The 25,892-nt window shown below is 44.5% G+C and carries 17 protein-coding genes and 1 pseudogene; 4 read left to right on the forward strand and 14 right to left on the reverse strand.

Annotated elements, in window-relative coordinates; genetic code table 11:
* The 12 genes and pseudogenes from EPO18_RS00005 to EPO18_RS00060 all read right to left on the reverse strand — a co-directional run.
* Positions 1 to 1,499 (reverse strand): glycosyltransferase WbuB (locus tag EPO18_RS00005; protein ID WP_292428743.1); only part of this gene is annotated, 1,499 nt, incomplete at its 3' end.
* Positions 1,500 to 2,142: 643 nt separating this feature from the next.
* Positions 2,143 to 2,787: a class I SAM-dependent methyltransferase gene (locus EPO18_RS00010; RefSeq protein WP_292428746.1), complete on the reverse strand. Its 645-nt coding sequence runs from the start codon at positions 2,785 to 2,787 to the stop codon at positions 2,143 to 2,145.
* Between the two features lie 19 nt (positions 2,788 to 2,806).
* A complete protein-coding gene (locus tag EPO18_RS00015) occupies positions 2,807 to 3,724 on the reverse strand; it encodes a glycosyltransferase family 2 protein (protein WP_292428749.1) in 918 nt (305 codons plus the stop codon).
* Positions 3,717 to 4,301 (reverse strand): LbetaH domain-containing protein, encoded by a 585-nt coding sequence (locus EPO18_RS00020; protein WP_292428751.1) that lies wholly within the window; start codon positions 4,299 to 4,301, stop codon positions 3,717 to 3,719. The genes EPO18_RS00015 and EPO18_RS00020 overlap by 8 nt, the downstream gene beginning before the upstream one ends.
* A gap of 117 nt (positions 4,302 to 4,418) precedes the next feature.
* Positions 4,419 to 5,582 (reverse strand): glycosyltransferase, encoded by a 1,164-nt coding sequence (locus EPO18_RS00025; protein WP_292428754.1) that lies wholly within the window; start codon positions 5,580 to 5,582, stop codon positions 4,419 to 4,421.
* Between the two features lie 4 nt (positions 5,583 to 5,586).
* Positions 5,587 to 6,726 carry a glycosyltransferase family 4 protein gene (locus tag EPO18_RS00030; RefSeq protein WP_292428757.1) on the reverse strand — a complete coding sequence of 380 codons (1,140 nt, stop codon included), beginning with the start codon at positions 6,724 to 6,726 and terminating at the stop codon, positions 5,587 to 5,589.
* 117 nt (positions 6,727 to 6,843) lie between these two features.
* Positions 6,844 to 6,949: pseudogene (locus EPO18_RS20770) on the reverse strand (acetyltransferase); the annotation flags it as partial.
* Between the two features lie 1,697 nt (positions 6,950 to 8,646).
* Positions 8,647 to 9,993, reverse strand: a complete 1,347-nt coding sequence (locus tag EPO18_RS00040) for a hypothetical protein (protein WP_292428762.1) — start codon at positions 9,991 to 9,993, stop codon at positions 8,647 to 8,649.
* A gap of 89 nt (positions 9,994 to 10,082) precedes the next feature.
* The gene (locus EPO18_RS00045) at positions 10,083 to 11,297 is read right to left on the reverse strand and encodes a glycosyltransferase family 4 protein (protein WP_292428765.1); all 1,215 of its coding nucleotides are present in this window, start codon (positions 11,295 to 11,297) and stop codon (positions 10,083 to 10,085) included.
* Positions 11,298 to 11,300: 3 nt separating this feature from the next.
* Positions 11,301 to 13,439: a pectate lyase family protein gene (locus EPO18_RS00050; RefSeq protein WP_292428767.1), complete on the reverse strand. Its 2,139-nt coding sequence runs from the start codon at positions 13,437 to 13,439 to the stop codon at positions 11,301 to 11,303.
* Complete coding sequence (locus EPO18_RS00055; RefSeq protein WP_292428769.1) at positions 13,432 to 13,827, reverse strand: VanZ family protein; 396 nt, start codon at positions 13,825 to 13,827, stop codon at positions 13,432 to 13,434. The genes EPO18_RS00050 and EPO18_RS00055 overlap by 8 nt, the downstream gene beginning before the upstream one ends.
* A 49-nt stretch (positions 13,828 to 13,876) precedes the next feature.
* On the reverse strand, positions 13,877 to 15,295 hold the full coding sequence (locus EPO18_RS00060; protein WP_292428771.1) for an undecaprenyl-phosphate glucose phosphotransferase: 1,419 nt from the start codon (positions 15,293 to 15,295) through the stop codon (positions 13,877 to 13,879).
* Between the two features lie 546 nt (positions 15,296 to 15,841).
* On the opposite strand from EPO18_RS00060, the gene EPO18_RS00065 reads away from it, so the two are divergent.
* From EPO18_RS00065 to EPO18_RS00075, 3 genes are all read left to right on the forward strand, one after another.
* Positions 15,842 to 17,578, forward strand: coding sequence for a hypothetical protein (locus EPO18_RS00065; protein WP_292428774.1), 1,737 nt, complete (start codon positions 15,842 to 15,844; stop codon positions 17,576 to 17,578).
* 53 nt (positions 17,579 to 17,631) lie between these two features.
* Positions 17,632 to 19,032, forward strand: coding sequence for a mannose-1-phosphate guanylyltransferase/mannose-6-phosphate isomerase (locus EPO18_RS00070; protein WP_292428776.1), 1,401 nt, complete (start codon positions 17,632 to 17,634; stop codon positions 19,030 to 19,032).
* A 454-nt stretch (positions 19,033 to 19,486) separates the two neighbouring features.
* Positions 19,487 to 20,857: an esterase-like activity of phytase family protein gene (locus tag EPO18_RS00075; RefSeq protein ID WP_292428779.1), complete on the forward strand. Its 1,371-nt coding sequence runs from the start codon at positions 19,487 to 19,489 to the stop codon at positions 20,855 to 20,857.
* Positions 20,858 to 20,953: 96 nt separating this feature from the next.
* Here the strand turns inward: EPO18_RS00075 and EPO18_RS00080 are convergent, their stop codons facing one another.
* Both EPO18_RS00080 and EPO18_RS00085 read right to left on the reverse strand, forming a co-directional pair.
* Positions 20,954 to 23,173: a putative bifunctional diguanylate cyclase/phosphodiesterase gene (locus EPO18_RS00080; protein WP_292428782.1), complete on the reverse strand. Its 2,220-nt coding sequence runs from the start codon at positions 23,171 to 23,173 to the stop codon at positions 20,954 to 20,956.
* Between the two features lie 76 nt (positions 23,174 to 23,249).
* Complete coding sequence (locus EPO18_RS00085; protein WP_292428784.1) at positions 23,250 to 25,025, reverse strand: EAL domain-containing protein; 1,776 nt, start codon at positions 25,023 to 25,025, stop codon at positions 23,250 to 23,252.
* Positions 25,026 to 25,409: 384 nt separating this feature from the next.
* On the opposite strand from EPO18_RS00085, the gene EPO18_RS00090 reads away from it, so the two are divergent.
* On the forward strand, positions 25,410 to 25,889 hold the full coding sequence (locus EPO18_RS00090; RefSeq protein WP_292428786.1) for a type II secretion system protein N: 480 nt from the start codon (positions 25,410 to 25,412) through the stop codon (positions 25,887 to 25,889).
* The last annotated feature ends 3 nt before the right edge of the window (positions 25,890 to 25,892 follow it).

Genomic DNA, 25,892 nt, shown 5'->3' on the forward strand with positions numbered 1-25,892 from the left:
AAAACTATCTCCAAGCCTTGTTTTTTGCCCATGTTGCCGGAATAAAGAACAACACGAGTGGATTCGGCAATGCCCCAACGCTTACGAAAAAGATCAGGGTCGGCATCCGGCGTAAGAAAATCGGTATCTACCCAATTAGGAGAATAAAACACTTTCTCAGGGTCTATATAGTTAAATGAGAGAATATGATCGCCGTTTAGGCCAAACCCTGATGAGTTCTCCGGCAAAGCCGGAGGTTCACTTTGATAAAGATGACTAGCGTATTCCTGGCCTTCCAGTTTACTGACCAGCCTACTTAGAATTTGGTCTTTCTTAAGATTATTCAGCGCAAACTGGTGAGCTACTTTGTTATAAAATCCTAGTGATTTTGCCAGCAAATTCAATTGCATTTCCTTTAATGCCGTTGTCAGAGCGTCTATATTTTCCGGCTCGATACATTTGGCAATGCCAGGATATTCTTGGCATAACAATCCTAACTCGGTATTAGCCTCGGCAGTAATTATGCACTCACCGCCAACCGCAAGAATAGTGGTCAGCTTGGAAGGCATAACAGCGTCAGCGGCTCCCTTTTTTTGCACCACCAAATGAATATCGGCCAAAGCCATGAGTGCAGGCAACTCTTCATAGGGCTGCAACGGATAGAACCTCAAATTATCCAGGTGCATCTGCTCTGCCTGTTGCATAAGCTCTTCCTGCGCGGCACCGTTACCTATCATCAAAAACAGCAAGTCAGGTTCGTGTCTGAACTGATCGGCAGCCTGTAAAACTATCTCCAAGCCTTGTTTTTTGCCCATGTTGCCGGAATAAAGAACAACACGAGTGGATTCGGCAATGCCCCAACGCTTACGAAAAAGATCAGGATCGGCATCCGGTGTGAAAAAATTGGTATCTACCCAATTAGGAAAATAAAACACTTTCTCAGGTTGGCTGGTTTTGTCTTTGGCTTTTTGCAACATGCTATAAGAAATGGTGGAAATCGCATCAAAGCGGCGCATAAACCAGCGCTCAACCTGGCCGGCAAATTGCGTAATAATCCCAGATTTTCCTAAACCTAAACCCAACATGGCATCGAGTTCAAAATCCTGAATGTGCAACAGACTTTTAATATTGCGCAGTTTGCAAAACAATACAGTCGCCGGCACGCAAAAAAAGGCCGGTTCGATACAAATTACAATGTCGGGTTTCCAAAACCATTGCTTGAATAATACCGGCAGGCTGGAAAATCCAAAACTGAATAAATGAATCAGGCGGCTTAAAGTTTTGGGTTTTTTAGGCACATACAACGGACAGCGAAATACGGTCACCTTATTGTGCTGTTCGGTTCGGTATTGCCAGCTTCTATACGGTTTATCAACCTGCCATTCTGGATAGTAGGGCGGGGCGCAGATAACGCGAACATCATGACCATGTTCAGCCAACCATTCGCACATCTCTCCGGAATACTTGCCGATGCCAGTCAGTTCAGGTGCGTAATTGAGGCTGTAGAGTAAAATTTTCATAAAGGTGATTTGGTTATCTCACCTATAATTGTTAGGAGTTTTAATCCGCGGAAAGCCATATTTAATGCGGTTTATGGCATTTGCTCAAAGCCGCATTATTTAAAGATTCAACAATTAAGGGTTAGGTAGAATTTATAAATGAGTTTTTGCTCATTCTGATCAAATCGCGTGAAAATATGATGACGTTCCGATGAAGCTTTAATGACATAAAAATGATTTTGATCATTTAATGTAAAACGCGGTATTAGCTAATTAACTCAGTTGCCTATGCTTTAGGCTTTTTGCAAGGCATCATATGATTTGCTCAGGGCAATCGCGCTATGTCGGTAGTGAGTGATCTCTTCCCTTCCCGAAGAGAGAGGGAACTAAAGGCGTTAACTTTCCGTATAGCGCGATTGCCCTGATGGGTTGCTCCATGCCCTTTACAAAAAACATATATTTGGTGTACTTGTTACGTTGTGGTTGCCCAGACAACTTGCTGACTTATGGCGAGCGTGTTTGTGCCAGAAAACCTTTTTGTTGAATAAAAAGCGCTTTAAATTCCATTTTGGATGCTATTTTTGCCCCCAGTGAAGCATGCCCGCTATTAAACGGGATTAGCTTCGGTTACAGGAAATTTCGCTGCCTTTGCTCAACTTATCTGCTAAGCGACAGGCTGTTTTTCGGCAACGACAACCATGCTTTTCCAGAAATAGGGGATTCTGCCCACGCCTGTAGCTTTGATGACTTTAAACCCCTGGTCTTCCAATAATTTGCTCAGTGTTTTTATGCTCCAAAATTTGATGTGTCCTCCTTCCCAAAGCGCTGTATGGTGATGGTCCCACTTATCAAAAATTGATAATGCTAAATTTTTCAGATAGCCATGGTAGGGTGTAGTGATAATCAGTTTGCCGTTTTTAGTCAAAATACTGTGCGCATACTGAGCCAGCAACTGGGGCGAGTACAAATGCTCAATCACCTCTGTGGAAACAACCAGATCAAAGTGTTCCCGGTTTTCATGCTCAAGCAAAAGGGCAGGGTTATCCTGTACACCATAATGATAAAAGTTGATTGATGGATAAGCTTTGCGGGCAAGTTCAACGCCTGTTGCATCATATTCCATGCCACAGACATAATGGTGGTTTTGAGCAATTAGGCCGCATAATCTACCGTTGCCGCTGCCAATATCGAGTACTCTTTGCGGCTGATATTGATCAATCAGGCCAACGACAAAAGGCGCAATATAATCGCAGGATTGAGGGGATTCAGCGGTTTCCCAGCCGTAATTAACAACGTTATTTGTAGACATGGTTACCTCTGATTTTATGTTATTTAAGTTGCAAACTGGTCAACTCGGTAAGCCGAGCGACTTTTTCTTCTCTGGAATCAGCGCCTTTCAATATCCGTTCAGCCTCCAGACATTTGAGATCGACCAGACAGCGATACCACAAGCCTTGCATGAAGTGATAGGCAAAGCCTTCCGGTCCATCCAGAAAGCCCAGCCTTAAAATATAACGATAGAAAAAATACAGCAGCGGCCTTACAAACAACGGTAGTTTGTTATAAAGCGTTTCTTTAACGAAACGTTTAAGTTTGGCTTGACCGCTTTCGGCTTCGGCAATCGATTCATCGCGTGAAAACAATTGGTATTTATGGTTGAGGATATCCAGCATTTCACGGCTGGCGTAACGGTTGTGTTTGGCAATAAACCATTCGACGGTATTCAGGTTGTCATCGACGAAGTCGCCTGCGCAAGTGATTGCCTTACCGGAATCCAGAACGATATGTTCATCCATCCAGCGGTTTTCGATATGCGCCTGGCCGGTTTTCCAGATGCGCAGCAATACCAACGGATATCGGTCGCCATGTTTAATCCAGCGACCTAAAAAATGGTGCTTTCGCTTTAAATAAATCCCGTTGATGTCGTTGGGTAACACAGGAAATTTTCTGATGATTTCATCAATTAAAGGCGACTCCAGATACTCATCGGCATCCATACGCATCACCCAACTTGTTTGAACAGGGCAATTATCAAGCCCCCACTGGAACTGATCGGCATAGTTTTTCCATGGACGTTGAAAAACTTTGGCACCCAGCGATTCTGCAATTTGCACGGTTTTGTCGGTAGAAAAGGAATCGACAATGAATATCTCTCGAGCTATCGGTAACAGATTCCTGATACAACGTTCGATATGCAGTTCTTCGTTATGGGTCAGGATGATGACGGAAATATCGGGCTTATTCATGGCTGCTAGCTCTGATACGGCGTTGTTTAACAGGTTGAGCCGGATTACCGCTGTAGACCTGCCAAGCTTGAAGGTTTTTAAACGTAGCGGCCCTGGCGCCCAGCACAGCGCCTTCACCAACGGTTACACCGGGTCCGATAAACGCGTCGGCACACACCCAGGCATCCTTGCCGATGCTGATTGGCCGAGCAAATAGCGGAAAATCCGGATCGTTATAATCATGTGAGCCGGTACACAAATGTGCGCCTTGAGAAACAATGACGCGCTCTTGCAATGTTATTCTGGCTTGCGTGTAACAAATAACATCGTTGGCAAGGCAGGCATAATCGTGCATTTCCAGATTCCACGGCGCCCAAATTTTAACCTTGGGATAAACATGGCAATGTTGGCCAAGACGAGCGCCAAAACATCGCAAAAGAAAAACCCGCCAGCTATGCAAAGGCCGTGGAGTAAAGCGGAAGAACATCAAATAGGCTAAATCCCAAACGACACGCAACATGCGGTTCTTCAGGTTAAAACTGGGGCCTGAAAGGCGGGTTTTACTAATAATGTCAGCTGTTTTTGTTTTGTTTGTCATGAATAAAAATCGAAGCAGTTCAGGAATATCTGGAACAGAGAGGCTCTGTTCACGGTTCAACAAACTCATCAATAACGGAATTAACTTTCGCCGTCCTGAGCATGCCGAAGGACGTAATTAGAGGGGCCTTTGAATTGGGCGAACGAATAAATTAAGCAAACTCATGGCTGCCTTGGTAATCTCAAAGCGGTTAATAAAACAGCAATAAGCATTGCTGCGCATTTCGGCTTTGCTGTTGTCATCCATTTGCTGCCAGCGTCTTATTAAATCCACACAACCGGCCAGTGTGTCATCCGCTTCCAATCCGGCGTTATCCTCGAGGATCTCTTGCCAAATATTGACCTTATAACTGATTAAAACCGGCAACGAACAGGACAGCGCTTCAGCGACCACGATGCCAAAATTTTCCTGATGCGACGGCAATATAAAAGCCTCGGCGGTTTGAAATGCCCCCCATTTCATATCGCCTTTTAACATGCCTGTCCAAGTTATTTTGTCGCTGATGCCATGTTTCTCGGCCAGTTGCTGCAACTCTACCTGCCAGCCGACTTGATCGGGTCCGGCAATCACCAGTTCAAGATCTGGCTGATCTTTGCTTGTTTTGGCAAACGCCTCAATCAACAAATCGACACCTTTTTTGGGATGGATACGGCTTAAAAACAGCAGAAAACGTTTGCCTTGCAAATGAGGAAAGTTTTCCAAAAACAGGCGGCGTTGTTCATCGGCATTGCCGGTATGTCCGGCGGTGCCGTAATTGACCACTTTTTCATTACAGCGGTACAGCCAGAAAGATTGACGCGCTAGAACTTTTTCGTCTTCGCAAGTAAATAACACATTTTTGGCATCGCGAATAACTGGGTATTCGCCCCAAGGCCAGTACAGCCATTTTTTTAAATGTTTGAGCGGGTATCGATGTTTGAACCACGGGTCCAGCATGCCGTGGGTAAACAGGTAATAGCGCCGGTTTAGGCTTTTTAATACGCTATGTGAGGCAAAGCTGTGGTATTGCCAGATGCCGTTGATAATAAAAACATCATAATCCTGAAGATGGGCTCTCAGCCAGGGTTTGAATTTACTGTTGTATCCGTAAATGCCTCTTCCCGGCCCCAAGGCATGAACGGGTAATGGACATTCTTTAACGGACGAATCATCCGGTGCATCCAGGCTGAGAACTTCGACGCTATGGCCGTGATCCTGCTTAACGCGAGCAAGCTGCATAACACCTTCAATCGGGCCGCCGCCCTCGGGATTAACTGAGCGGATAATGTGTAGAATTTTCATTTGATTAGTTTCGTTTTAAAATGATTTTCTTATAAAGAGACAAATACCTCTCCACCATTAATTCGGTACTGAATTGCAACAGATTGGATGGATTTGCATTAAGGGTTTTGTTAATAAGATCATTATTGTCGAGTGTATTATTGATAATCGATGCAGCCTGATCGGGGATTTCGGGATCAATATAAATAGCTGCATCGCCCCCTACTTCAGTCATCGGTTCACGATTGCTGGTAAATACCAGCGCATTACAGGCTTGCGCTTCAATAATCGGCCAGCCGAAACCCTCGCATAGAGACGGAAAGATAAATGCGGTTGCCAGCGAATAAAGAGCTCCCAGATCTTCTGTCGAAGGCTCGGTTAATTCCACTACTTTATCTTGAAGATCATACTGCCGAATAAGCCTGGACAGCTCGTCAGTAAAAGGCTTGCCTGCCATAACCAGCTTCAGATCGGTATCTGGCCGTTGCCGGATAATCCGGTTAAAGATAGCTAACAGTCCCCTGCGATTTTTGTACCACTGATTGCCGCCGACATGCAGTAAAAAGCGCATGTTTTGGGTAATGCCGTATCTATTTAACAATGCCAGCGCTTGTTCCTTTGCAACGGGATTAAAAGAATAATTAAGGCCGTTATGGATAACGGTTACATTATCAGAGGGCTGCTTTGCCAGACGCATAACATCCTGTTTGGTAGCATTGGAAACCGAGGCGATGTGACCTGCCAATTGCAGACCTTTCAAAATCCATTGTTGCTGTAATTGACCTGTTTTACCGACCTGATTATTTTCTTCAAACTCACCGAGTGCAGAACGAACAGCCATCAAGTCATGACAGGTGACCAAGTGAGCATATTTTTTTATATAAAATACATAAATAGCGTTGGAATGATCGCAGATATGGATAATATCTGCCCAGTGCGCCGACTTTCTAAGTGACAAGGGAAACAGCAGATACTTGTCGATATAACCCAACCATTTAGCAATGCCGGTAACGGTAGATTCAAACGGCCGACCAAAAAACGCTTGCGGCTGAAGTATCCGAACCTGATGACCTTGCTGCAACAGTCCTTGTTCCAGACAGGCAGAAAATTTCTGCATGCTGAATTGATGATCTTTGGCGTAATTACCGATGAGCAGTATTTTCATTATCTAATCAATTGGTTTGATTTTGTGTTTTAGGTATTCCTACCCATGCCTCAAAAGGTGCCAGCCAGTGAACGGTGGCATGGGATAGCTCTTTTAATGTTCTTTCTTTTACCATTCTGGCTGGATTCCCTGCTACGACTTGGTAAGGTGGAACACTTTTGGTTACAACAGACCCCGCGCCAACCACTGCCCCTTTGCCTATAGTTACGCCAGGCAAAATCATTGAATTTGTAGCTATCCAGGCATAATCTTCAATGACGATAGGTGCTTTAACATGACTCCAATTTGGGCAATTAACATCATGACTGGCAGTGAGCAATACACAGCCATCGTTAACAACAACGTTATTTCCGAGATTGATCTTCTCGTACAAAGCTAAATGGACATGGGAGCCAATAAAACATTCATTACCAACCACAAGATTGGCTGGACTACCATTTAACTCAGCGTCGCCAATCACAGATAAATACCCAATTTTTACACCTTTGCGAGAAAGACAAAAATTGCGCCATAGTATTTGGCATAAGCCTTTAAAATTAACAACTCGTTTAGCCCAGACTTTGTACCAAGGATAAGTAAAACGTTTCGGTTTAATCCTGTGTTTAATCAAATAGGCAATACAACCATTTTGTTGGTTTGGTTTAAATAAGTAGCGGTAGCAGAAATATGCAGACATGGCTAATAAAAATTCTGCAAATAAGACAGCATAACCGGCACCGTTTAAGCCCAACTGTTCAGTAAAAAACCACCCAAGGATGAAAGAAAGCGCTGAAATAATAAGGAACAATAAGGCAAACTGTAGATGCTTGTTAGTTGCCATTTGTGCTACCCAAAAAGGTTGCCAGAAAATATGAATGAAAGCCGTAGCTGTTAAAAGATTCAATAACAGTTGGTTGTGTTGTAGAGGAGTAGATGTCCAAATATCAATCAGTGACTCACCCATAAAATAAATAACACAGACCACAATAGCCCCAAACGTGGCGCAAATTAACTGCATTCTAATCACTAACTTTTTAACAGATGCAGTGTCGTCATTGCCATAAGCGTAGGAAATTTCAGGCCAAATTGCTTGGTTAATTGAAGTTGCCAATTGAATGGGAACGCGGGTAAATGTTCTGTAAATAGTAAACAGGGTAACCCCAGTAGAACCAACCAGACTGCTAACAATAAGAATCATGCCTTGCATTGAGAGTGACAAGCCCAATGGAAAGCACATACTGGCTATAGCTGGGCGTAATAACTGCTTGATGTGTTTAAAGGATGCATAGCGAATGCCGATTTTCAGAGGACTTCTACTGTTTTGCAATGCGATCCAAAAGCATATGTTGCCGAGTAATCGTATTAGCGACATGCCAATGGCGACGGCCAGAAAATTTTCCCCTAGCAAAACGATGATTGTCGCAGCTATCCATTCGAATAAACGAATTAAGTTACTAAAAAATATGGCAATTGGATTTTTTTTAATAGCTCTGAATGCTATTTCAAAGATGCCCGTTTGCATACTCATAGCAACGTTCAGCAATAACACAATAAGTGTCAAATTGAAGTCTAAATTATTGGTTAGTTTGAAATCGAATAAAGATTTTAGGTTGAAATTCAGGATGATTGCAGCAAGCAGAGCTAAAACACCGAAAGAGACAGCATTAACCATCACCCAGGTACTTTGATAGATTTCCTGCATGTGTTGCGCATCATCTTTTTCGGCAAGCATGGCCAGCGAATTTCCGGCAGTTGAGGTTAAACCAATATTGCTAAGTACAAGATAGGCGGGCAGTGCTGAAAGAGCGACCCATTCCCCATAAAGTTCAACGCCCCAAGCATGAATCATGATGGGTACACTGGCGATTTGTATCAGTAAGGTAACGGCTTGGCCAAAGCCATTGGCGCCTATGCCCTGAATAATTCTACGCTTGATGGGCATTAGCCAATTCTCACAATGTTAGGATAAAGTGGCTCGAATTTATTCAAGACCGGCAGTTTCGACTCAACTTGTTTCTTGGCAGCAGCCATGATCAAACCAACAAAAATCCAGTTGTAACCCATCAAAGTGCCAACATGGGTGATCTGCCCGGCGAATAAATAAAAACCAATAAACCCAAAAAACATCATCGGTAGCAGATTATTGTCGAGTCGGGCGCTTTTAATGGCTTGAGTGACCAGACTTAGGGTAAAAACAATACGGTACATGATGAACATCAACCCAAAACCTGGTCCTGCTTCCATAATTACGCGTGACCATTCATCTTCTGCCAATACTAATGCTGCTTTGCCTGTCGCCAGTTGCGAACCTCCACCGGTGCCGAAGCCGACGCCGTGACCGAGGATAGGTGTGGTGGTGAGATGATCGGTGAAAATGATTAACGGGGCCAGCGCTCGCCTGATGGCACTGCCTTCGGATTGTTGCGCTTGTTCAAAACGAGTGCCAAGAGCATCGAATGATTCCCTGAATGGCCCTAGAAATAAAATAGTTCCAATCAATAACAAGAAAACCATTAATCCCGCGCCTGTAAATTTCATCTTGACGTTATTGGTGAACAGCAAGCCGAAAAAGGTTGCCGCTACAATCAGCCCCGTCATGAAAAATGCAGTTCGACTGCCGGATAAGAGTAAGTGAGTCATTGATGCGCCCGTGGCAATAATTAACCAGAACAAGGGCATCAAAGTATATTGTTTGCGGTAAAGCCATACGAAAGTCAACATAGCCATTAAGCTGGAGGCAAAAAATGTTTGTCCTGCGGTAAAAGTAAATGTACCAGTGGTTCTCACAATGTTGCCTGTCACAACAAACGCCATGCCTTCGTTATAACCGGCATTTATAAAGCTGGTTCTCGGTGAGATAAATTGAATATAAACCAGTATTGACAATGGAATGGCCACATACAGGGTTTGCCTGATGAATTTATGAATGTCTTCTGGATGAAAAGCGTCTTTAATAACAAAAGCCAGAGGTAAATAATAAAAGTAAACTCGCCAGCCATAGATAAGGGTCAGAATGTTCATCTTAATGATCACAACCTGAAGAAAAATCAGGGGAATAAAGGCGAGTGAAATGATGACCCCTGCTATTAAAAGCCCATCTCGTGTAAAAATATTATTACGCCATGCAATGATGTAAACGAGCAGAACTACCGGATCACGCAGAAAGAAAATAAGTTGATGGTATTCGGGGAAAAACCATTTGCGGAACGCACCTTCAAAAATCAGCATCCAGTAAATCAGAAAGACATATTTCACTATTTTCTTTCTGGCGATTTCTTTGTTATTCATGATAAGAAATTAGGGTTTACAGAAAGAAATAAAATAGCCGGAATTAGGACTATCAATTTTAAATTTGTTTTTTTCATTGTTCTGACAATTTATCTCTTGAGTAAAGTAGTTAATTGATTTTGGTACTTTTCCCAGGAAAAAAGCCCGGCTTTGGTCAGTGCTGCTGTTTTCAGTTGATCAAGCAAATCCCGATCATCAGCCAACAATTCAAGTTTTTCAGCAATTGCCTGAGCTGAGCGGATAGGAACAATGTAACCGTCTTCGCCATCGGTAATGACGTCAGGCCCAGCAGTGTGCGATGTGGCGATTACCGGTATGCCACGCGCCATGGCTTCCAATATTACAAGTCCAAAGCCTTCGAATAGGGAAGGGAAGACGAATACGTCGTGCCGATCCATTTCTTTCAGAATTTCATGATGTGGCAAGCTGGGAATGTATCGATATTGTTGAAGGGCTGCATCCAATGGCGCACATTCGGCGATGCGGCTGCCTATAATCGTGAGTTGTATTTTATTGTTCAAAAAATTTGCCGCATCAAGAAGATAAGAGAGTCCTTTTCTTTGGCTGAGCCCGCCCACAAATAAAACTTTAAGTTTTTTATGACGGCTGAAATTAGGTTGGTCTATTGGTTGCGGGCTTCCGTAAGGAATCACAATGGTTTCCTTGTCACGAGCTTCCGACAATTTGAGGGTGTCGGCGGTAAATTGGCTGGCAACGATAATTTTATCGGCTAAGGCAAGTTCCTGATCTTTGCGAGCCAGTTTTTGAGCGCTGTCGAGCATGGAGAGGATAGTCTTGGCCCACTCCGGTTTTAATTGCGCTTCTTCGCCCATAATTTTTTGTGCAGCACACCAATAGCCGATGGGAAGTTCGTACAGAGTTTGACTATTTTGCTGTTTTGCGACTTTAAAGGTTTCCAAAGCGCCGTCTTCGTAGGCATAAATTTGGCTAACGCCTTGTTGTATGCGCAGTTGCTTGGCAACGTAGTTATCGAAAGTATGGTAAACAGCATCAACAGACAGTAAGCCGGTTTCGTGCTCGGTCAGAAAGTTGACTTTCAATTTGCCGGCAAGAAGTCTACAAACTTCCAGCGAAGGTTGAGTAGAGATAAGCTTTGCCGGGATGCTGTTGTATTCCCGGCGTTTTAATGTTGCAGCCAATCCGGCAGGGAGCAATTTTGCTAATTTCGATTGGCTGTTCCAGGCGATAGTAGTGTAAAACCGCGCAAGTTGATCGGCTTTGTAAAATGCTTCGGCAGCATTTCTTGAATTCTGGTTACCGGTTGGGTGGCTGATAATTATCATGCTTTAAAAAGGATGGGCAATCTGGTTACTAAATAGGCTATTGGTGGCAGGTTTGTCTAAGCTTTCTGAAAAGTTGCTGTTAATAATTAGGCCTGTGTCCAGATTTTGCGTGGTTGGTTGTGTCAGAGTGCTGTTGATGAAATAGCTGTTTTTGCTGGTTGGCGTGACGATCAAGCCGGAAGCAGCTGCACTGTTGTCGAAATTGCAATGATGGCAGAACACGTTGCTATCAAACATGACATTACCGGGCTGTTTGCTGACAAAGTAGCTGCTGACGAAGCCGGTGACTCTGTTGGCACGTAGTAACGGTTGTTCGGATACGGTTTCGAAAACACTGTTCGCGAAGAAAGTTGAGTCAGAATTGGTTAGGTTAATGGCTAGCCCGTTATTTTTAAATAGACAGTTGATGAAGGCATTCAGGTTGTTGCCGCGTTTTGCCTGCCAGTCAATCGCTATATCGTTTTCAATAAACTGGTTTTGGTAAAAAACGTTTTTGTCTAGAAATGTGATGCCTATTTGGTCACCGCCAACATAAGCCGGATCAGGCCTTTGCTTGATGCCGGTTTTACAACGGTAAAAAACAGCGTGATCGATAAAGTTGTTATCCCAGGCATAGATATTATCAATCAATATGCCTGCATTAGCCATGTCGCGGATAGTGATATGAGACAGTGTAATCCGGTTGTAATCAGCTCCTTGACCTGAACCTGCCGCACTGTGATTTATGCCGTTAAGGCCGCCTTGTAAGGTTAAATCGGCCAATACAAAAGACGTGACAACGGTTTTGTCATTAAAATGGGTTGCCCCGGCGATTAGATCGATAGTGGGTGATTTTGCAATAATGGCCGTTTTGTCAGCTCCAGCGCCGATAATGCCTTGTCCAGCCTTAAGCAATAAAGGTTTACTGATGTAATAAGTACCTGCATCAAGCTCGGCAATGCCGTTTTGATCGATTAAAGCCTGGATGGCCTCAGAAGAATCAGGCTTTTTGCTGAGATTGGTTTGCCATTTTGATCCTGCCGGATCAGGAATTTGGTTAAATACCGGTTTTTCCCAGAAGTTGTAAATGCTCTTTTCGGATTGCAATAAATTGGTAATGGCACTTTTAGTTGTGTTGCTCAGTTTTTCCGGTTGCAGGGTTTGATTATTCTCAGCTATTGATGGATTTGAATCGTTGAAAATATCAATAACCTGTGTTGAACCATTAAACTTTGTAAGCCCAATATTCTGAGTGTCTATGGTTAAGAGCTTTTCAACACCATCCCTCAGAATAATGCCAGGTTTTTGGGTAGTGCCTATTCTCATGCCCTGCAAGACAATGTTTTTAACATCCAAATTAAAATACTGGCCGGTTTTGTTGTAATTATCGCCGCCATTTGACATGAATACCGATAGAAAATCAGTATTCATTACGTTCATCATGCCAGGATAATCGGCTTTGCGACTCCAGTTCCAAGATTCTGAATCAATGCCGATAAAACCAACATCTTGTTGGTTCTTGATAATAATCCCGTCGCCATGGGGGGTTAGTATGTTTGTCCAGATGAACAAATTACCCTGGGATTGCTTGGTGCTATCGCCAATTATTTTTATTGCAGGATAAGCGGCGTGCACCATAGTGCGGATGAATCGATTGTTTTTCAAATAGCCTTTTTGGGATGTGTCGACATCAATAGTGACATTGCTTAAGTCGGTGAACAGGTTATTTTCAAGCAGTGCATTTTTGGCTTCTATTTTTGAATTGCTGATTCGGTTAAAGCAGTTGCCTTGGCTGAGCTTTGTAGATCCCTCAAAGCTGATCTTTTTCGGACTCACATCGCTAAGTATGGCGTTGCTTGTACCTTCGGGAATAATTACTTGAGGCAGTTTTGTACCCGCCAAACCGTAAAGCGCTTGATTAGAACCTAACTTGATGTTGAATGATCGTGTGTAATCTTCACCCGCTTTTAATCGAACGATATTATGTGTATTGAGCGCTTTTTGTAGCTGTGAAGCTTGATTTTCAGGCAGGTAAAACGCGCTTTGGGGTACGGCAGCTTGTGCAAGCTGATCTTCGCATAAGAGCGGCTGAGCAAAAACCGGCTTGTTAAAGAGGCAAGTAACTAATGCAAGTCCCCAAAAAGCCGTTTTGTGTTTATGCATGGTTGATTTCCCTATTTTTTGCAAAACACTGAATAGCGAAAGTTGAAAACAAGCCGCCACAAAAGTCAGCCAGTAAATCCCAGCCATTGGCATTTCTTCCGGGTACAAAAGCTTGATGGAATTCGTCAAACACCCCGGCGATAACAACTAAAAATACAGCAAGAGGTAATACGGGTATTTTTTTATAAATGTCGATGATGTTTAGTATCGCCAAGATCATAAGACCTAAAATGCTGTAAACCGCAAAATGCGCAACTTTATCCAGCCCAGGTATTTCACCCAATATTTTTGGCGGCGGCTGTGAAGATTCAACATAAATTAATACTATCCAGCCGATGGTGATCAGGCTGGAAAAAATTAACCATTTGTTATTTGTATTAATCATCATTGCCTTGTGCCTTAGTTGTGAAGAATACGTACGATTTGGAAATCATTCGCTAATACGCCTGCTTGCTGACAAAGCCTTTAAATATTGTCAAAAATACTATTTTTAAATCCAGCCACAGTGACCATTGTTTTAAATATTCCAGGTCGTGGTGAATCCTGGCTTCCATTTTGTCCAGCGTGTCGGTTTCGCCGCGGCAACCGTTAATCTGTGCTTGGCCGGTAATGCCGGGTTTGACTTTGTGGCGCAGCATGTAACCTTGGATCTGCTTTCGATAATATTCGTTATGAGAAATGGCGTGAGGGCGTGGGCCAACAACAGACATGGTGCCGTACACTACGTTTAAAAACTGGGGTAGTTCATCTAGCGACGTTCTGCGCAGAAAAGCGCCGAATGGCGTAATGCGTCTATCATTTTGGGTGGCTTGTTTTATGTCGTTGCCATTTTCGCAGACGGTCATGGAACGGAATTTCCATACTTCTATTTGTTCTCCTTTTACGCCATAGCGTTGCTGTCTAAAGATGACAGGACCAGGTGAAGTTAATTTAATAGCAATGGCGATGACAAGCATGGGAATGGCAATAACCGGCAATATGATCATGCACAGCAGAAGGTCTTCAATACGTTTTGAGATACCATCAAAGGCATTAAACGGGGTGTCAAATACACTGACAACGGGTATGCCTTGCACATTGCTCCATTTGGACTGAATCAGGTTAAAGGTGAAAAAGTCGGGTACGATGTTCACGGAAACGGTGCTGTCGGCTAGCTGTTGAATAAGCATGCTGATACGTTTTTCCGCGCACAAGGGCAGGGTGATGTAGATATGGTCGATTTCACCATTTTTTGATTTTTCAAGCAGTTGTTGAAATCCGCCCTTTATATCGCCAATCTGTTTTTGCTCTAAGCGCCTGTCATCGCATTCGGCACGGTCATCAAAAAAACCGATAAATTGATAACCTAACCAGGGCATTTCCGACAATGCAATTTTAAGTCTGTGACCTAACGGAGTGGCGCCGAGTATGGCGTAAGTCCTTGTGTTAAATCCATGCTTTCTTAAGTAGGATAAGCAGCCGCGTCGTATAGAGTGTGTCAGAATGATACTGAAAGGGGTAAGCGGCAGCCATAATTCTATGACTTCTAATGAGTAATCATATTCGGATTTATAAAGGTAAACACCGCTGATCAATATTGTAAAAGCCCCCAGCCAGGAAAACAGTATGCGCAAGGCTTCATCAAACATGGGCGCTCCGCGCCAGCCTTGATAAATCTCGTTGTTTTCAGCAAAAATACCGAACAGTGCGGCAGCTATCAGACAAGGCAGCATATATTCACGATCGAATGGAACGTTGTACTGATTTAACGAGACATACAAAGAAGCCACAATCAAAGCGCCGTCAAGCGTACGGGCTAAGGCTTGTAGTTTGGAATGCAGTGGACGAATAAATCCTTTATAACGTTCTCGGTTCATTGGCGTGGTTAATTGGATGTAGGTAGTGAATACCCTTTCGCTTTATCAGTATAAGTAGGGTTTGTGTCAGTTTGATGAAAAGGCAAACCTGATGAATTACCTTGATCTAAAGGGTGAAGCTTCCAATTTCACAGGTACTGGCAAAACACAGGGGACTTGTCTTCTCTGCCTTGGCTAACTATGCCTTGCTTCTTAATTAAGATTTTGAAGAAATCCTGTAACAAAGAGGTGTTAAAGTGGATAGCGTTACGTTGAATCGTTGGGGTGTTGGTTATTCGTCTTTCCTCGCGTTGGCGGCTCAAAGTCGCCAATGCGCGGTAGCGATTTTCTTGCGAATGGATGAAACCTGCATCAACCTTGTGAGGGTGAATGGGTCTACTTATCATAGTACTCTAATGTGTTGACACATCACTTGACGCTATGTCACGATGCCTCGCATTTTCTCCGCAACGAAAATCGCTCGGCACTACACAGCTTGTGGACTAAAAATTCCGTTCTGTTTCCTGGATTTTCAAGGTTATTTAATCAGTTTTCGCCTATTCATCATTGGTTATTTCAAATGAAGCATCTATGACATCGAATCATAAAAAATTCAGGCTAAATCGAATACTGATACCGCTTATGACGGTCGGAGTTATATTTGAGGCTCAGTCTGGGCAATTAAGCAGCACTCTTGGATCGATAGGGGCTATGGGTGTTAACCGCGTGTTGGAAAATTTTGGTTTTTCCGGTAGCAGTGATAGTAATTTGGCGGATGCTGTATTTCTTGCAACCAATAGCGATGAAAGTAATTCAGTGAATTTGCAAGGTGGCGTTAGTAATAATGCAGAAGCGGGTGGATGGGTAAAAAGAAATGGAGCTAACGGCGCAAACGTGAGAAACGTCAATGCTTTGGCGGCAGCGACCGTGACCGGCGGCGCCGGTTCAGGGGGACAAGGCGGAGATGCCGCCGGTTCTTCTGGCGCGAGCCGGGGTGGCGGCAATGCAAGTGCAATCATACCGGCTACTGACAGCAGTTCTAGATTAATTTTTGTATCGGCTCACCCCTTGGATGGTTCTAGCGTTAACTCTTATGGGGGTAACGGTGGTAATGGCAGTAAAGTCGCGAGTAGTGTCATCGTAAGCGCCGACAACAGCTATCTCTTGGTAAGCAACACCGCAACGGGCGGTAATGGTGGTGATGTTTATAGTGGGAGCGGTAACGGAGGAAGAGGAGGCAGTGCCAGCTCGAGTGCTATAGCCAGTAACATTGGTGCACAGTCGGTGTATGTTTTTTCGACGGCCAATGGAGGTGCCGGTGGAGTCGCACATGGAAGCGGCAGTAATGGTGTGGGCGGTAATGCTACTGCATATGCCAGCGCGACTAGCAGTGACGGTTATGCATACGCTTATTCGACAGCAAATGGCGGGCGTGGTTTGACCGTTCCTATCATTAATGCGCATGCAGTATCAAAGGGTGGCGCAGGTTCTCAAGCAAACGCTGTTGCAATAGCAACGGGTATTAAAGTCCATGCCCAAACAAAGGTAAATAATACTTCGGGTACGAGCGATGCCATAGCTACTATCATGCAACCGGCTATAGCGGCATCAAGTGCTGTTGGTAAAGAGGCTGCGGCTTATGGAACGGCTTTACCACAACTAGCGGACGTCAGTACTGCTTTGGAGGGGCAATCTACAGTGAAGCATTATTTTGATTTGGATGGAAATAGCCAGATTTGGTTGCTAGGCAATATGAGTGTCCTGAATACGTCGATAATCGAGGGTCTTCATGACTATCACAGCATGCTGAATTTTAATATAGATACCACTTCGATCAGTAATCCTCAGCATGTATTAATAGGATTACTGGATCCTTTATTTGGGAATAACAGCTTTTTGAATGGGAACGGCGACAGTCTGACTTTTTCTTATAGTATTTCCGGTGCTGGTGCAAACCGCTCGAAGACCTATGCGTTCAATTCTGCGGACGCTAATGATGCAGCTGATTTTTTTAGTGACAGGATTCTGGATTTGGGTCCATTATCAGGTTTTGTTACTTCAAATAATAAATATCTTAATTTGGTATTTAATCTTGATTTACAAACCAGTTTGACAGGCGCCGGGCTAAATTTGGGTTTAATTGCCGGAAATTCCAGCTTAGGTGGTGGTTCTGTAGCACCAGTGCCTTTGCCGGGAAGTTTTTGGCTGCTTGGTTCCGCTATTGCCGGAATGGGGTTCATTAATAGGCGCTATTTAAGATTACCTTGGAAAGTTAAATTAAGGACATCTCTTTATCAAGTTTGAGTCTCAGACATTGATAGCGGACAAAGGAAATAATCAATCACATAGGAAATAAAATGATTCCAGTAATTTTATCAGGTGGTTCAGGTACTAGGCTTTGGCCATTATCCCGTGGCCAGTATCCGAAACAGTTTTTGCCATTGGTGTCTGAAAACACCATGTTGCAGGAAACCGTATTAAGGCTCGATGGTGTCGCCGGTTTAAAACCGCCTTTAGCCGTTTGTAACGAAGATCATCGTTTTATGCTGGCGGAACAATTATGGGAAATTAACATTAAACCTGCTGCGATAATTCTTGAGCCGGTTGGCAAAAATACCGCACCAGCGGTAGCTCTGGCAGCATTAGCGGCAGAATCTGAAGATGAAGTTTTGTTGGTATTGCCGGCGGATCATGTCATTGGCGACAAGGAAGCCTTCCACGAAGCCATTGCAGAGGCCAAGCGTCTGGCAGAGCAGGATTTGTTAGTGACATTCGGCATCGTGGCCATCGAACCTGAAACGGGTTACGGCTATATTAAGCGCGGAAACACAGCTTATGGTAGTGCCTTTAATGTAGCGGCTTTTATCGAAAAACCCGATCTGGATACCGCCAAACACTATCTTGCCAGCGGTGAATACTTCTGGAACAGCGGCATGTTTGCGTTTAAAGCGGGTGTTTTTCTGCATGAGTTGGAGCGGTTTAATCCCGAGATGCTGGCAGTGTGCCGCGAAGCATTGAAAGCAGCCAAAACGGATCTCGATTTCACCAGGTTGGATAAAGTCATTTTCTCCAGTTGTCCAGCCGATTCTATTGACTATGCCGTGATGGAGAAAACGGATAGGGCCGTGGTTATTCCGCTGGACGCGGATTGGAACGATGTCGGTTCTTGGTCGGCATTATGGGATGTGCACGGGAAAGATGAACAGGGTAACGCCACTAAAGGCGATGTATTAACTTTCGATACCCAAAATTCATTTATACATTCTTCGAATAAACTGGTCGCAACAATTGGCGTTAGAGATTTGGTAATTGTGGAAACCGATGATGCCGTGATGATTGCGCCTAAAGATCGGGTTCAGGAAGTCAAGCAAATTGTAGATCAGTTAAAACAATTAAAACGCACCGAAGCGACTTTTCACCGCAAAGTGTATCGTCCCTGGGGGCATTATGACTGTGTCGACAATGGCGAAAGGCACCAGACTAAACGCATCGTGGTTAAGCCCGGCGCTAAATTGTCAGTGCAGAAACATCATCACCGTGCTGAACACTGGATAGTGGTGAAAGGTACTGCATTGGTCAACAAAGGCGAAGAAACAATACTGATAACTGAGAATGAGTCCATTCATATACCTTTGGGTACAATACATAGCTTGCACAATCCGGGGGTGATCTCTCTGGAAATGATTGAAGTGCAATCCGGCAGTTACTTAGGCGAGGATGATATCGTGCGTTATGAAGATCAGTATGGCCGGGCTTAATCGCTTAAATTGAGGTTGCAACAGATCATGCTGAGTTCAGTTATCCAGCATGATTAAACGGGTGTGATTAAAAGAGCGGTTTTTTAGATGATTATCACCCCCGTCCTTTGAGTGTATAAGTATCTACAAGACACGTCATCCCTGCCGGGATGACGATAATACAATTTGCGTAATATCTAATTTAGCGAAGATGTAACAATCAGCCGGGTAACACCGGCTTTTTTATGCTTGTTTTTAATGGCGGATTTTTTGAAACGCCTATTCACACAACCGGACGTACTCGGCAATAGGTATGTGTTTCTCAGACGCTCTTCTCTTAACTTCTACTGTGAAACAGGCATGGCGAAATAATTCGTGTTAATAACGATAAAAATTTCAGAGCTGTTGTCATCAACCGGTAATTTCACAATGTTAAAACTAAGCACTCAATCTAATTTATTGCTTGGAGACTTCCATGAAAAAAACTTTGCGTTGCTCGCTATTTTTATCTTTATACGCTGTTTCAGCCTTGTGTTCAGCTGCACCAAAATTACTGGCCATAGGCGAACTGTCAGGAACTGAGGATAAATCCGAATTAACCGGCACTTTGGAAAATAGCATTGATGACGCTAATGTTCTGGGTGGAATAGGCTCCGGATTGGCCTATGTCGGTAACAATACTTTCCTGGCATTGCCCGACCGAGGTCCTAACGCTGCCGAGTGGAATCCAGACGTCGATCACACTACATCTTACATTTCCAGATTTCATACCATCAGCATGGCTCTTACCGACACGGCTAATGGCGCTTTGCCGATGACCTTGACACCGAACCTGGACAGCACCACTTTGTTGTTCACCTCCGCTCATTTGAATTACGGCGAAGTGGTTCCTGGCAACAATACCCATAACAAGTTTTATTTCAGCGGGCGTTCCGATAACTTTGCCAACGGCGTATCCACTAATCCCATTAATGGCCGCTTTGATCCGGAAGGCATTCGTGTTAGTCACAATGGCAAGGTATATATATCCGACGAATACGGCCCTTACGTTTATGAATTTGATCGGGTAACCGGTAAGAGAACGCGTGTTTTCAACTTGTCTGTGGCGTTCGATGCAGACAATCTCAGCGCCAAAGGCGGCGATGAAATCGCAGGCAACACCAGTGGCCGTGTCGCCAACAAGGGCATGGAAGGCTTGGCGATTACCCCGGATGGCAGCATGCTGATCGGTTTCGAGCAAAGCCCGCTGATTCAGGACGGTGGTGATGGCGGCAGAGCTAATCGCATTATTACCATCGACATTGAAACTGGCGTAACCCATCAATATGTCTATGACAATTATTTGGCTGACAAAGCTAAGACTTATAACAGCAGCGAAATTCTGGCGATTAATAATCATGAGTTTTTGGTTCTGGAGCGCGACGGCAAAGGCTTGGGTGATGGCAGCAATGCTTCGGTCAAACGTCTTTACAAAATCGATCTGGACGGTGCTACCGATATTGGCGCATTAAACGAGGGTGCAGGCATCAGTGGACAGGCCAATTTATTGCCTTATGCCGTCGAAAAAACATTGTTCCTCGACATCAAAAAGGCATTAGAAAATAACAGCATTACTGCCGATAAAATCCCTGCCAAACTGGAAGGCGTAGCATTCGGTGATGACGTGGTGTCTGGAGGAGCGAGCTACCACACCTTATGGATTGCAAATGATAATGACTTTTTGCCGAACATCGCTGGTGGAAACAAGTTTTTTGTATTCGGTTTTACTGATGAAGATTTGCAAGACCTGGGTGTTAAAGACGGCCTAGTCGCACAAAGATTCGATCGTCGCGCTAACTTACGTTAAAAAATCGCAAGCGAAATCCGGGGTAATTCCCGGATTTCTTTACCTTTAAAATAACCCCGTCAGCAATTTATGGCACGGCTGATAGTCGGCAACGCATCACTGCAGATGCGTCAGAAACTCATCAACTGGCATCGGCTTACCGAACAGATAACCTTGGTAAACGAGACAGCCGCTATGTTCCAGAAAGTCGCTTTGTTGCTTAGTTTCAACGCCTTCGGCAATGACGTTTAGTCCAATGGTGTGAGCCATGCTAATGATGGTTTGCACAATCACTTTGTCAGAGGGATTGGTCAAAATATTTTGTACAAAACTTTCATCGATCTTTAACTGATCCAGTGGGAGTTGAGTGATATAAGCCAGAGATGAATAACCGGTGCCAAAGTCGTCCATAGAAAAGCCGATACAAAGCGCCTTGAGCGCCAGCATTTTTTTTATCGCGTCGGTGACGTTTTCCAACACCAGGCTTTCGGTAAGTTCGATTTTGAGGCGCGCCGGATTTATGGCCGTTCGTTCCACTATTTCGCGTATCCGCTCGACGAAATCGGTTTGGCGGAACTGGCGTGCACTGACATTGATGGCAATATGCAAGTTGCGGGTGCGCCAATCCGCTTCCCACTCTTTCAGTTGGGCGCAAACGGTTTCCAGTATCCACAGACCGATAGGAATGATCAATCCGGTTTCTTCGGCGATTGGGATAAATATTGATGGCGATACCGGGCCGCGTTTGGGATGAGTCCAGCGACACAGAGCCTCGGCGCCGATAACGTGACGCAAGCTGTTTATCTGCGGTTGGTAGTGGACTTGTAGTTCTCCGCGCATACTGGCTTGACGCAGATCGGCATCCAGTGCGCTACGCTCGTCCAAAGCGGTTTGCATGGAGGGGTCGAAAAAACGCAAGTGATTGCGATCGAGTGCTTTGGCCTGATACATGGCGAGATCGGCTTGTTTGAATAGCTCATCTTCCGGCGTGTCTTGGTTGTGAAACAATGTGACTCCAATGCTGGCCGTGCAGTAGTAGACGTGATCTTTGAGGTTATAGGAGTCGCCGGCAATAGCTTCATGGACCTTCTGGGCTACCAACTCGGCCTGGACGGCCGCTTCTTTAGATTCCTTACCCAAGTTTTCCAATAACACCACGAATTCGTCGCCGCCTAGTCGCGCCACGGTGTCATGTTCACGCACTGTGTCAAGAAGACGATGCGCCACACCGATCAGCAGCAGGTCGCCGACATCGTGACCGTGCGTATCATTAAGCGCTTTGAAGTTATTCAGGTCCATAAACATTAGCGCGCCGTATTGCCCGCTACGTTGACTGGAAACGCGCGCTTGGTTCAGCCGGTCACTCAGCATGCGGCGGTTGGGCAGTTGGGTGAGCGGGTCGTTATAGGCCATGTCCATGATCTCCGCCTCAGCCGCCTTGCGCACTGTGATATCAGTATGTGTGCTGACATAGTGGGTGACCGTCCCGTCATCCGCTTTCACCGCCGTAACGGTTAACCATTGGGGATAGAGTTCTCCATTCTTGCGCCGATTCCATACTTCGCCTTGCCATGTTCCTGTGCGGTTGATGATCACCCACATTTCGGCATAAAAGGCGTCGTCATGGTGCCCGGAATGAAGTATGCGCAGCTTTTGGCCCACTATTTCTTCGGGCGAATAACCGGTAGTTTCGGTAAAGGCGCGGTTGACCCGCAGGATTACTTGGTTGGCATCAGCGATTAAAATGCTTTCCTGACATTGGAAAGCGACAGCGGCTATACGTAGCTCTTCTTCAGCATATTTGCGTTTGGTGATGTCGGTAAGCGTTATGCAGATTATTGGAGCGCAGCCGGCCGTTAGTCGCCATGAGCAGTTAAGCTGGGCATGAAATACTGAGTTGTCGCCGCGTTGGAGCATCAGTTCGAAATTATGCCCTTCTTCATGCTGCATCTCCCCCATAAATATGCGATGCCAGCGGTCACTGTCTTTGGACACGACCAATGTAGCGAATCGGCGGTTAATCAGTTTATTCCGCTCCACGCCGAGAAGTGTGGCGCCGGTGAGATTGATTTCGGCGATCAGGCCTTCGCGTGTGACAGTGAGGTAACCAACCGAAGCAAATTCATAGAGGTTTAGGTAGCGGTCACGCGATTCTTCCAGAGCGAGATGGGCGCGCCCCAATTCTTCATATCGCGCCTCCAGTTCGCTTTGGTGAACATTGAACTCATGCGGCATTTCATCGGCAGGGCGAATTGATGCTTCGATGGCCGGTGTATGGGCAAGTCGAGTTTCTGAGTTCTCCTGTAGCGAGTCTTGTTTACTTGGCTTCTTGCTCATGAATTGATTCTCTTGGTATAGCGTCTACGTCTAATAGTGTTAAAGATTACTTCCAGCGACACCAATGCAACTTAAATTATATCTCAAAAACTGAATTTAAGTTTCTCTCTTTCACCCACGATTCAAGCTGATCTGCCGGCAGCGGTTTTGAATATAGGTAGCCTTGGACAGATCCGCAACCGCTGGACTGTACCATGGCCAGCTCGCTATCAGTTTCAACCCCTTCTGCAACCAATTCCAGCGACATGCTTTTTCCCAAAGCTGCAATGGCCCGGACAATATCGATATTTACGGGTTCTCGCTCTAAGTGACGGATGAAGGATTGGTCGATTTTTAATCTATCGATGGGAAATCTTTTTAGGTAACTAAGGTTTGAATAACCGGTTCCAAAATCATCAATTGCTAGTTTGACGCCAAATTTATGCAATTCATCCAACGTTTTAAGGACGATATCCACATCATACATGAACAGGCTTTCGGTAAGTTCGAGTTCAAGATAAATTGGTTGCATGCCGCTATCGATTATAATGGAGCGCACCATCTCGCAAAATTCGGTTTGGTAAAATTGCATCGCGGAAATGTTAACCGATACGGGCATTGGTTCTAAACCATTTTCTATCCAGATCATGTGCTGTCGGCACGCTTGTTCAAGTACCCATTTGCCGATAGGAACAATTAGCCCGGTTTCTTCGGTGATTTCAATGAAATGAATCGGGGAAAGCAGTCCACGTTTCGGATGCCGCCACCTTACCAATGCTTCGTTGCCGACTATTTTTCCGGTGGAGAGCTCCACTTGGGGCTGGTAAAACAACTCGAATTCATTGCGTTCCAAGGCCATGCGCAAGTCGGTTTCAAGAGTCATGCGGTCGAGCGAATATAAATTCATGCCAGGAACGTAATGTCGATAAGTATTACGACCACTGCGCTTGGCTTCATACATTGCGGCATCTGCTTTCGCCAGCAGGCCGGTTGATTCGCTGTCGTCATTGGGACATATTGCAGTGCCTATGCTGGCTGTGATGAATACTTCGCGGCCCATGATCTGAAAAGGCTGCTTCATCGATTCCAATATGCGATCACATAAGATATTCATATCGTCTTGGCAATTCGTTTTCTCCTGCATGATCGTGAATTCATCGCCTGACAAGCGAGCGACCGTGTCACTTTCCCTCGAGCAACTGGTCAAACGCGCAGCTACCGCCATTAGAACCTTATCCCCGAACCCGTGTCCCATCGAGTCGTTAAAATGCTTAAAGTTATCCAGGTCGACGAATAGCAGTCCTACTTGTGTTTTTTGACGATGGGATTCAGCAATAGCCATATCCAACCTATCTAGGAAGAGCAGACGGTTGGGTAGCTTAGTTAGTTGATCATAGTGAGCTAGGTAAAAAAGATTGGCTTGCTTGCGCTGTGTAATCTCATTCAATAGGTCAAGGCCATTCGCAACCCCAATGTATTGTTCGTTATCGGTGGCAATGAATCCGCTCACCATATGCTGCATACCTGCGTCAATAATGATCCTTGCAACATCATCGATGGCGGCTCCTTTGTCGACGATAATAGAAGACTTATTCATGAAATGAGTGTCCGAAATTTTCTTTTTTCCGAAAATTTCCTTGGAAAAGGGCTTAATGAAATTTTCGATAAAAGCTTTGCGATCAACAATACCTAAAGGGATGTTGCCGCTATTGACTACCGGAAGTGCAAATATGTCTGAATTTTCCTGGAATAACTCAAGTACTGTCAGGCATAGCATGCAGTCCTCAACAGGCGGAATGAATTTCAGCAAAGTCATTACTGTAGGGTTTTCGTTATTTTTAGCTAAATATGCCTGCATCGATAACTTTTTCATAAGCCTCATTCCTAGTTATTTCATGGTATTCAGTATTTGATATTAAATAAGCTGTAACCTTGGTGTAGTAAATTATCAGTGATTATTGTTACAGGAATAATAAAACACGCTGGAATTAGAATGATGATTGGTTTGCAAGGTGTTTTTATTTTTTTACAGAATAGTTCTGCGGCTTATTTCGATATTTTATGCTTGGTTATTAAGCCATACTCAGGCGCCGCTTGTGCCGAATTTCCTAAGACTTATAACGCAGACTATTCGATTAGAGCGTTTACGTCATACAACAGTCATATTCATGTCATATCATAAATGCATCACAAAAATTCATGTTCACTAGAGTTACGTTCAGACGTGTTCAAATACGCTATTCTGCAAAACACATCCATGCCTCATCTCGTCCTGATTCCTGCGCTAGCCTATTTGCTTTATGTAGCTATTTCAACGATTCTGGCTTTCGATAACCCTGAGCAATTGGCTGTTCTAACAGTTGAATCAGAGCAGTTGGATCAAGAAAAAACCGAAACAAAACAAATGGATTTTCTGGTTATCAAAGACTGGCATTTGTTCGGACAATCTGCAGTTATATCCGCTCAAAATAGTGAGCAGCAGGGCACACCCCAAGAAACGCAATTGCAGCTCAAATTGTTGGGTGTTTTTTTTCTGCCAGAGCAAAAAAGAAACAGCTACGCGATTATCGAGACAGATGATCATATACAAAAAAAATACCGCCCGGATGATGAGTTACCGGGTGGCGCCACTTTGCAATCGATAGCGACAGAACAGGTGATACTGCTGCGCAACAATCAACGCGAATCCCTTTCCATGGACAGGAAGAAAACCGGATTGCTGTTCAAAACTAATTAATTT

The organism is Methylobacter sp. (assembly GCF_004322395.1).
Classification (GTDB): Bacteria; Pseudomonadota; Gammaproteobacteria; order Methylococcales; family Methylomonadaceae; genus Methylobacter_A.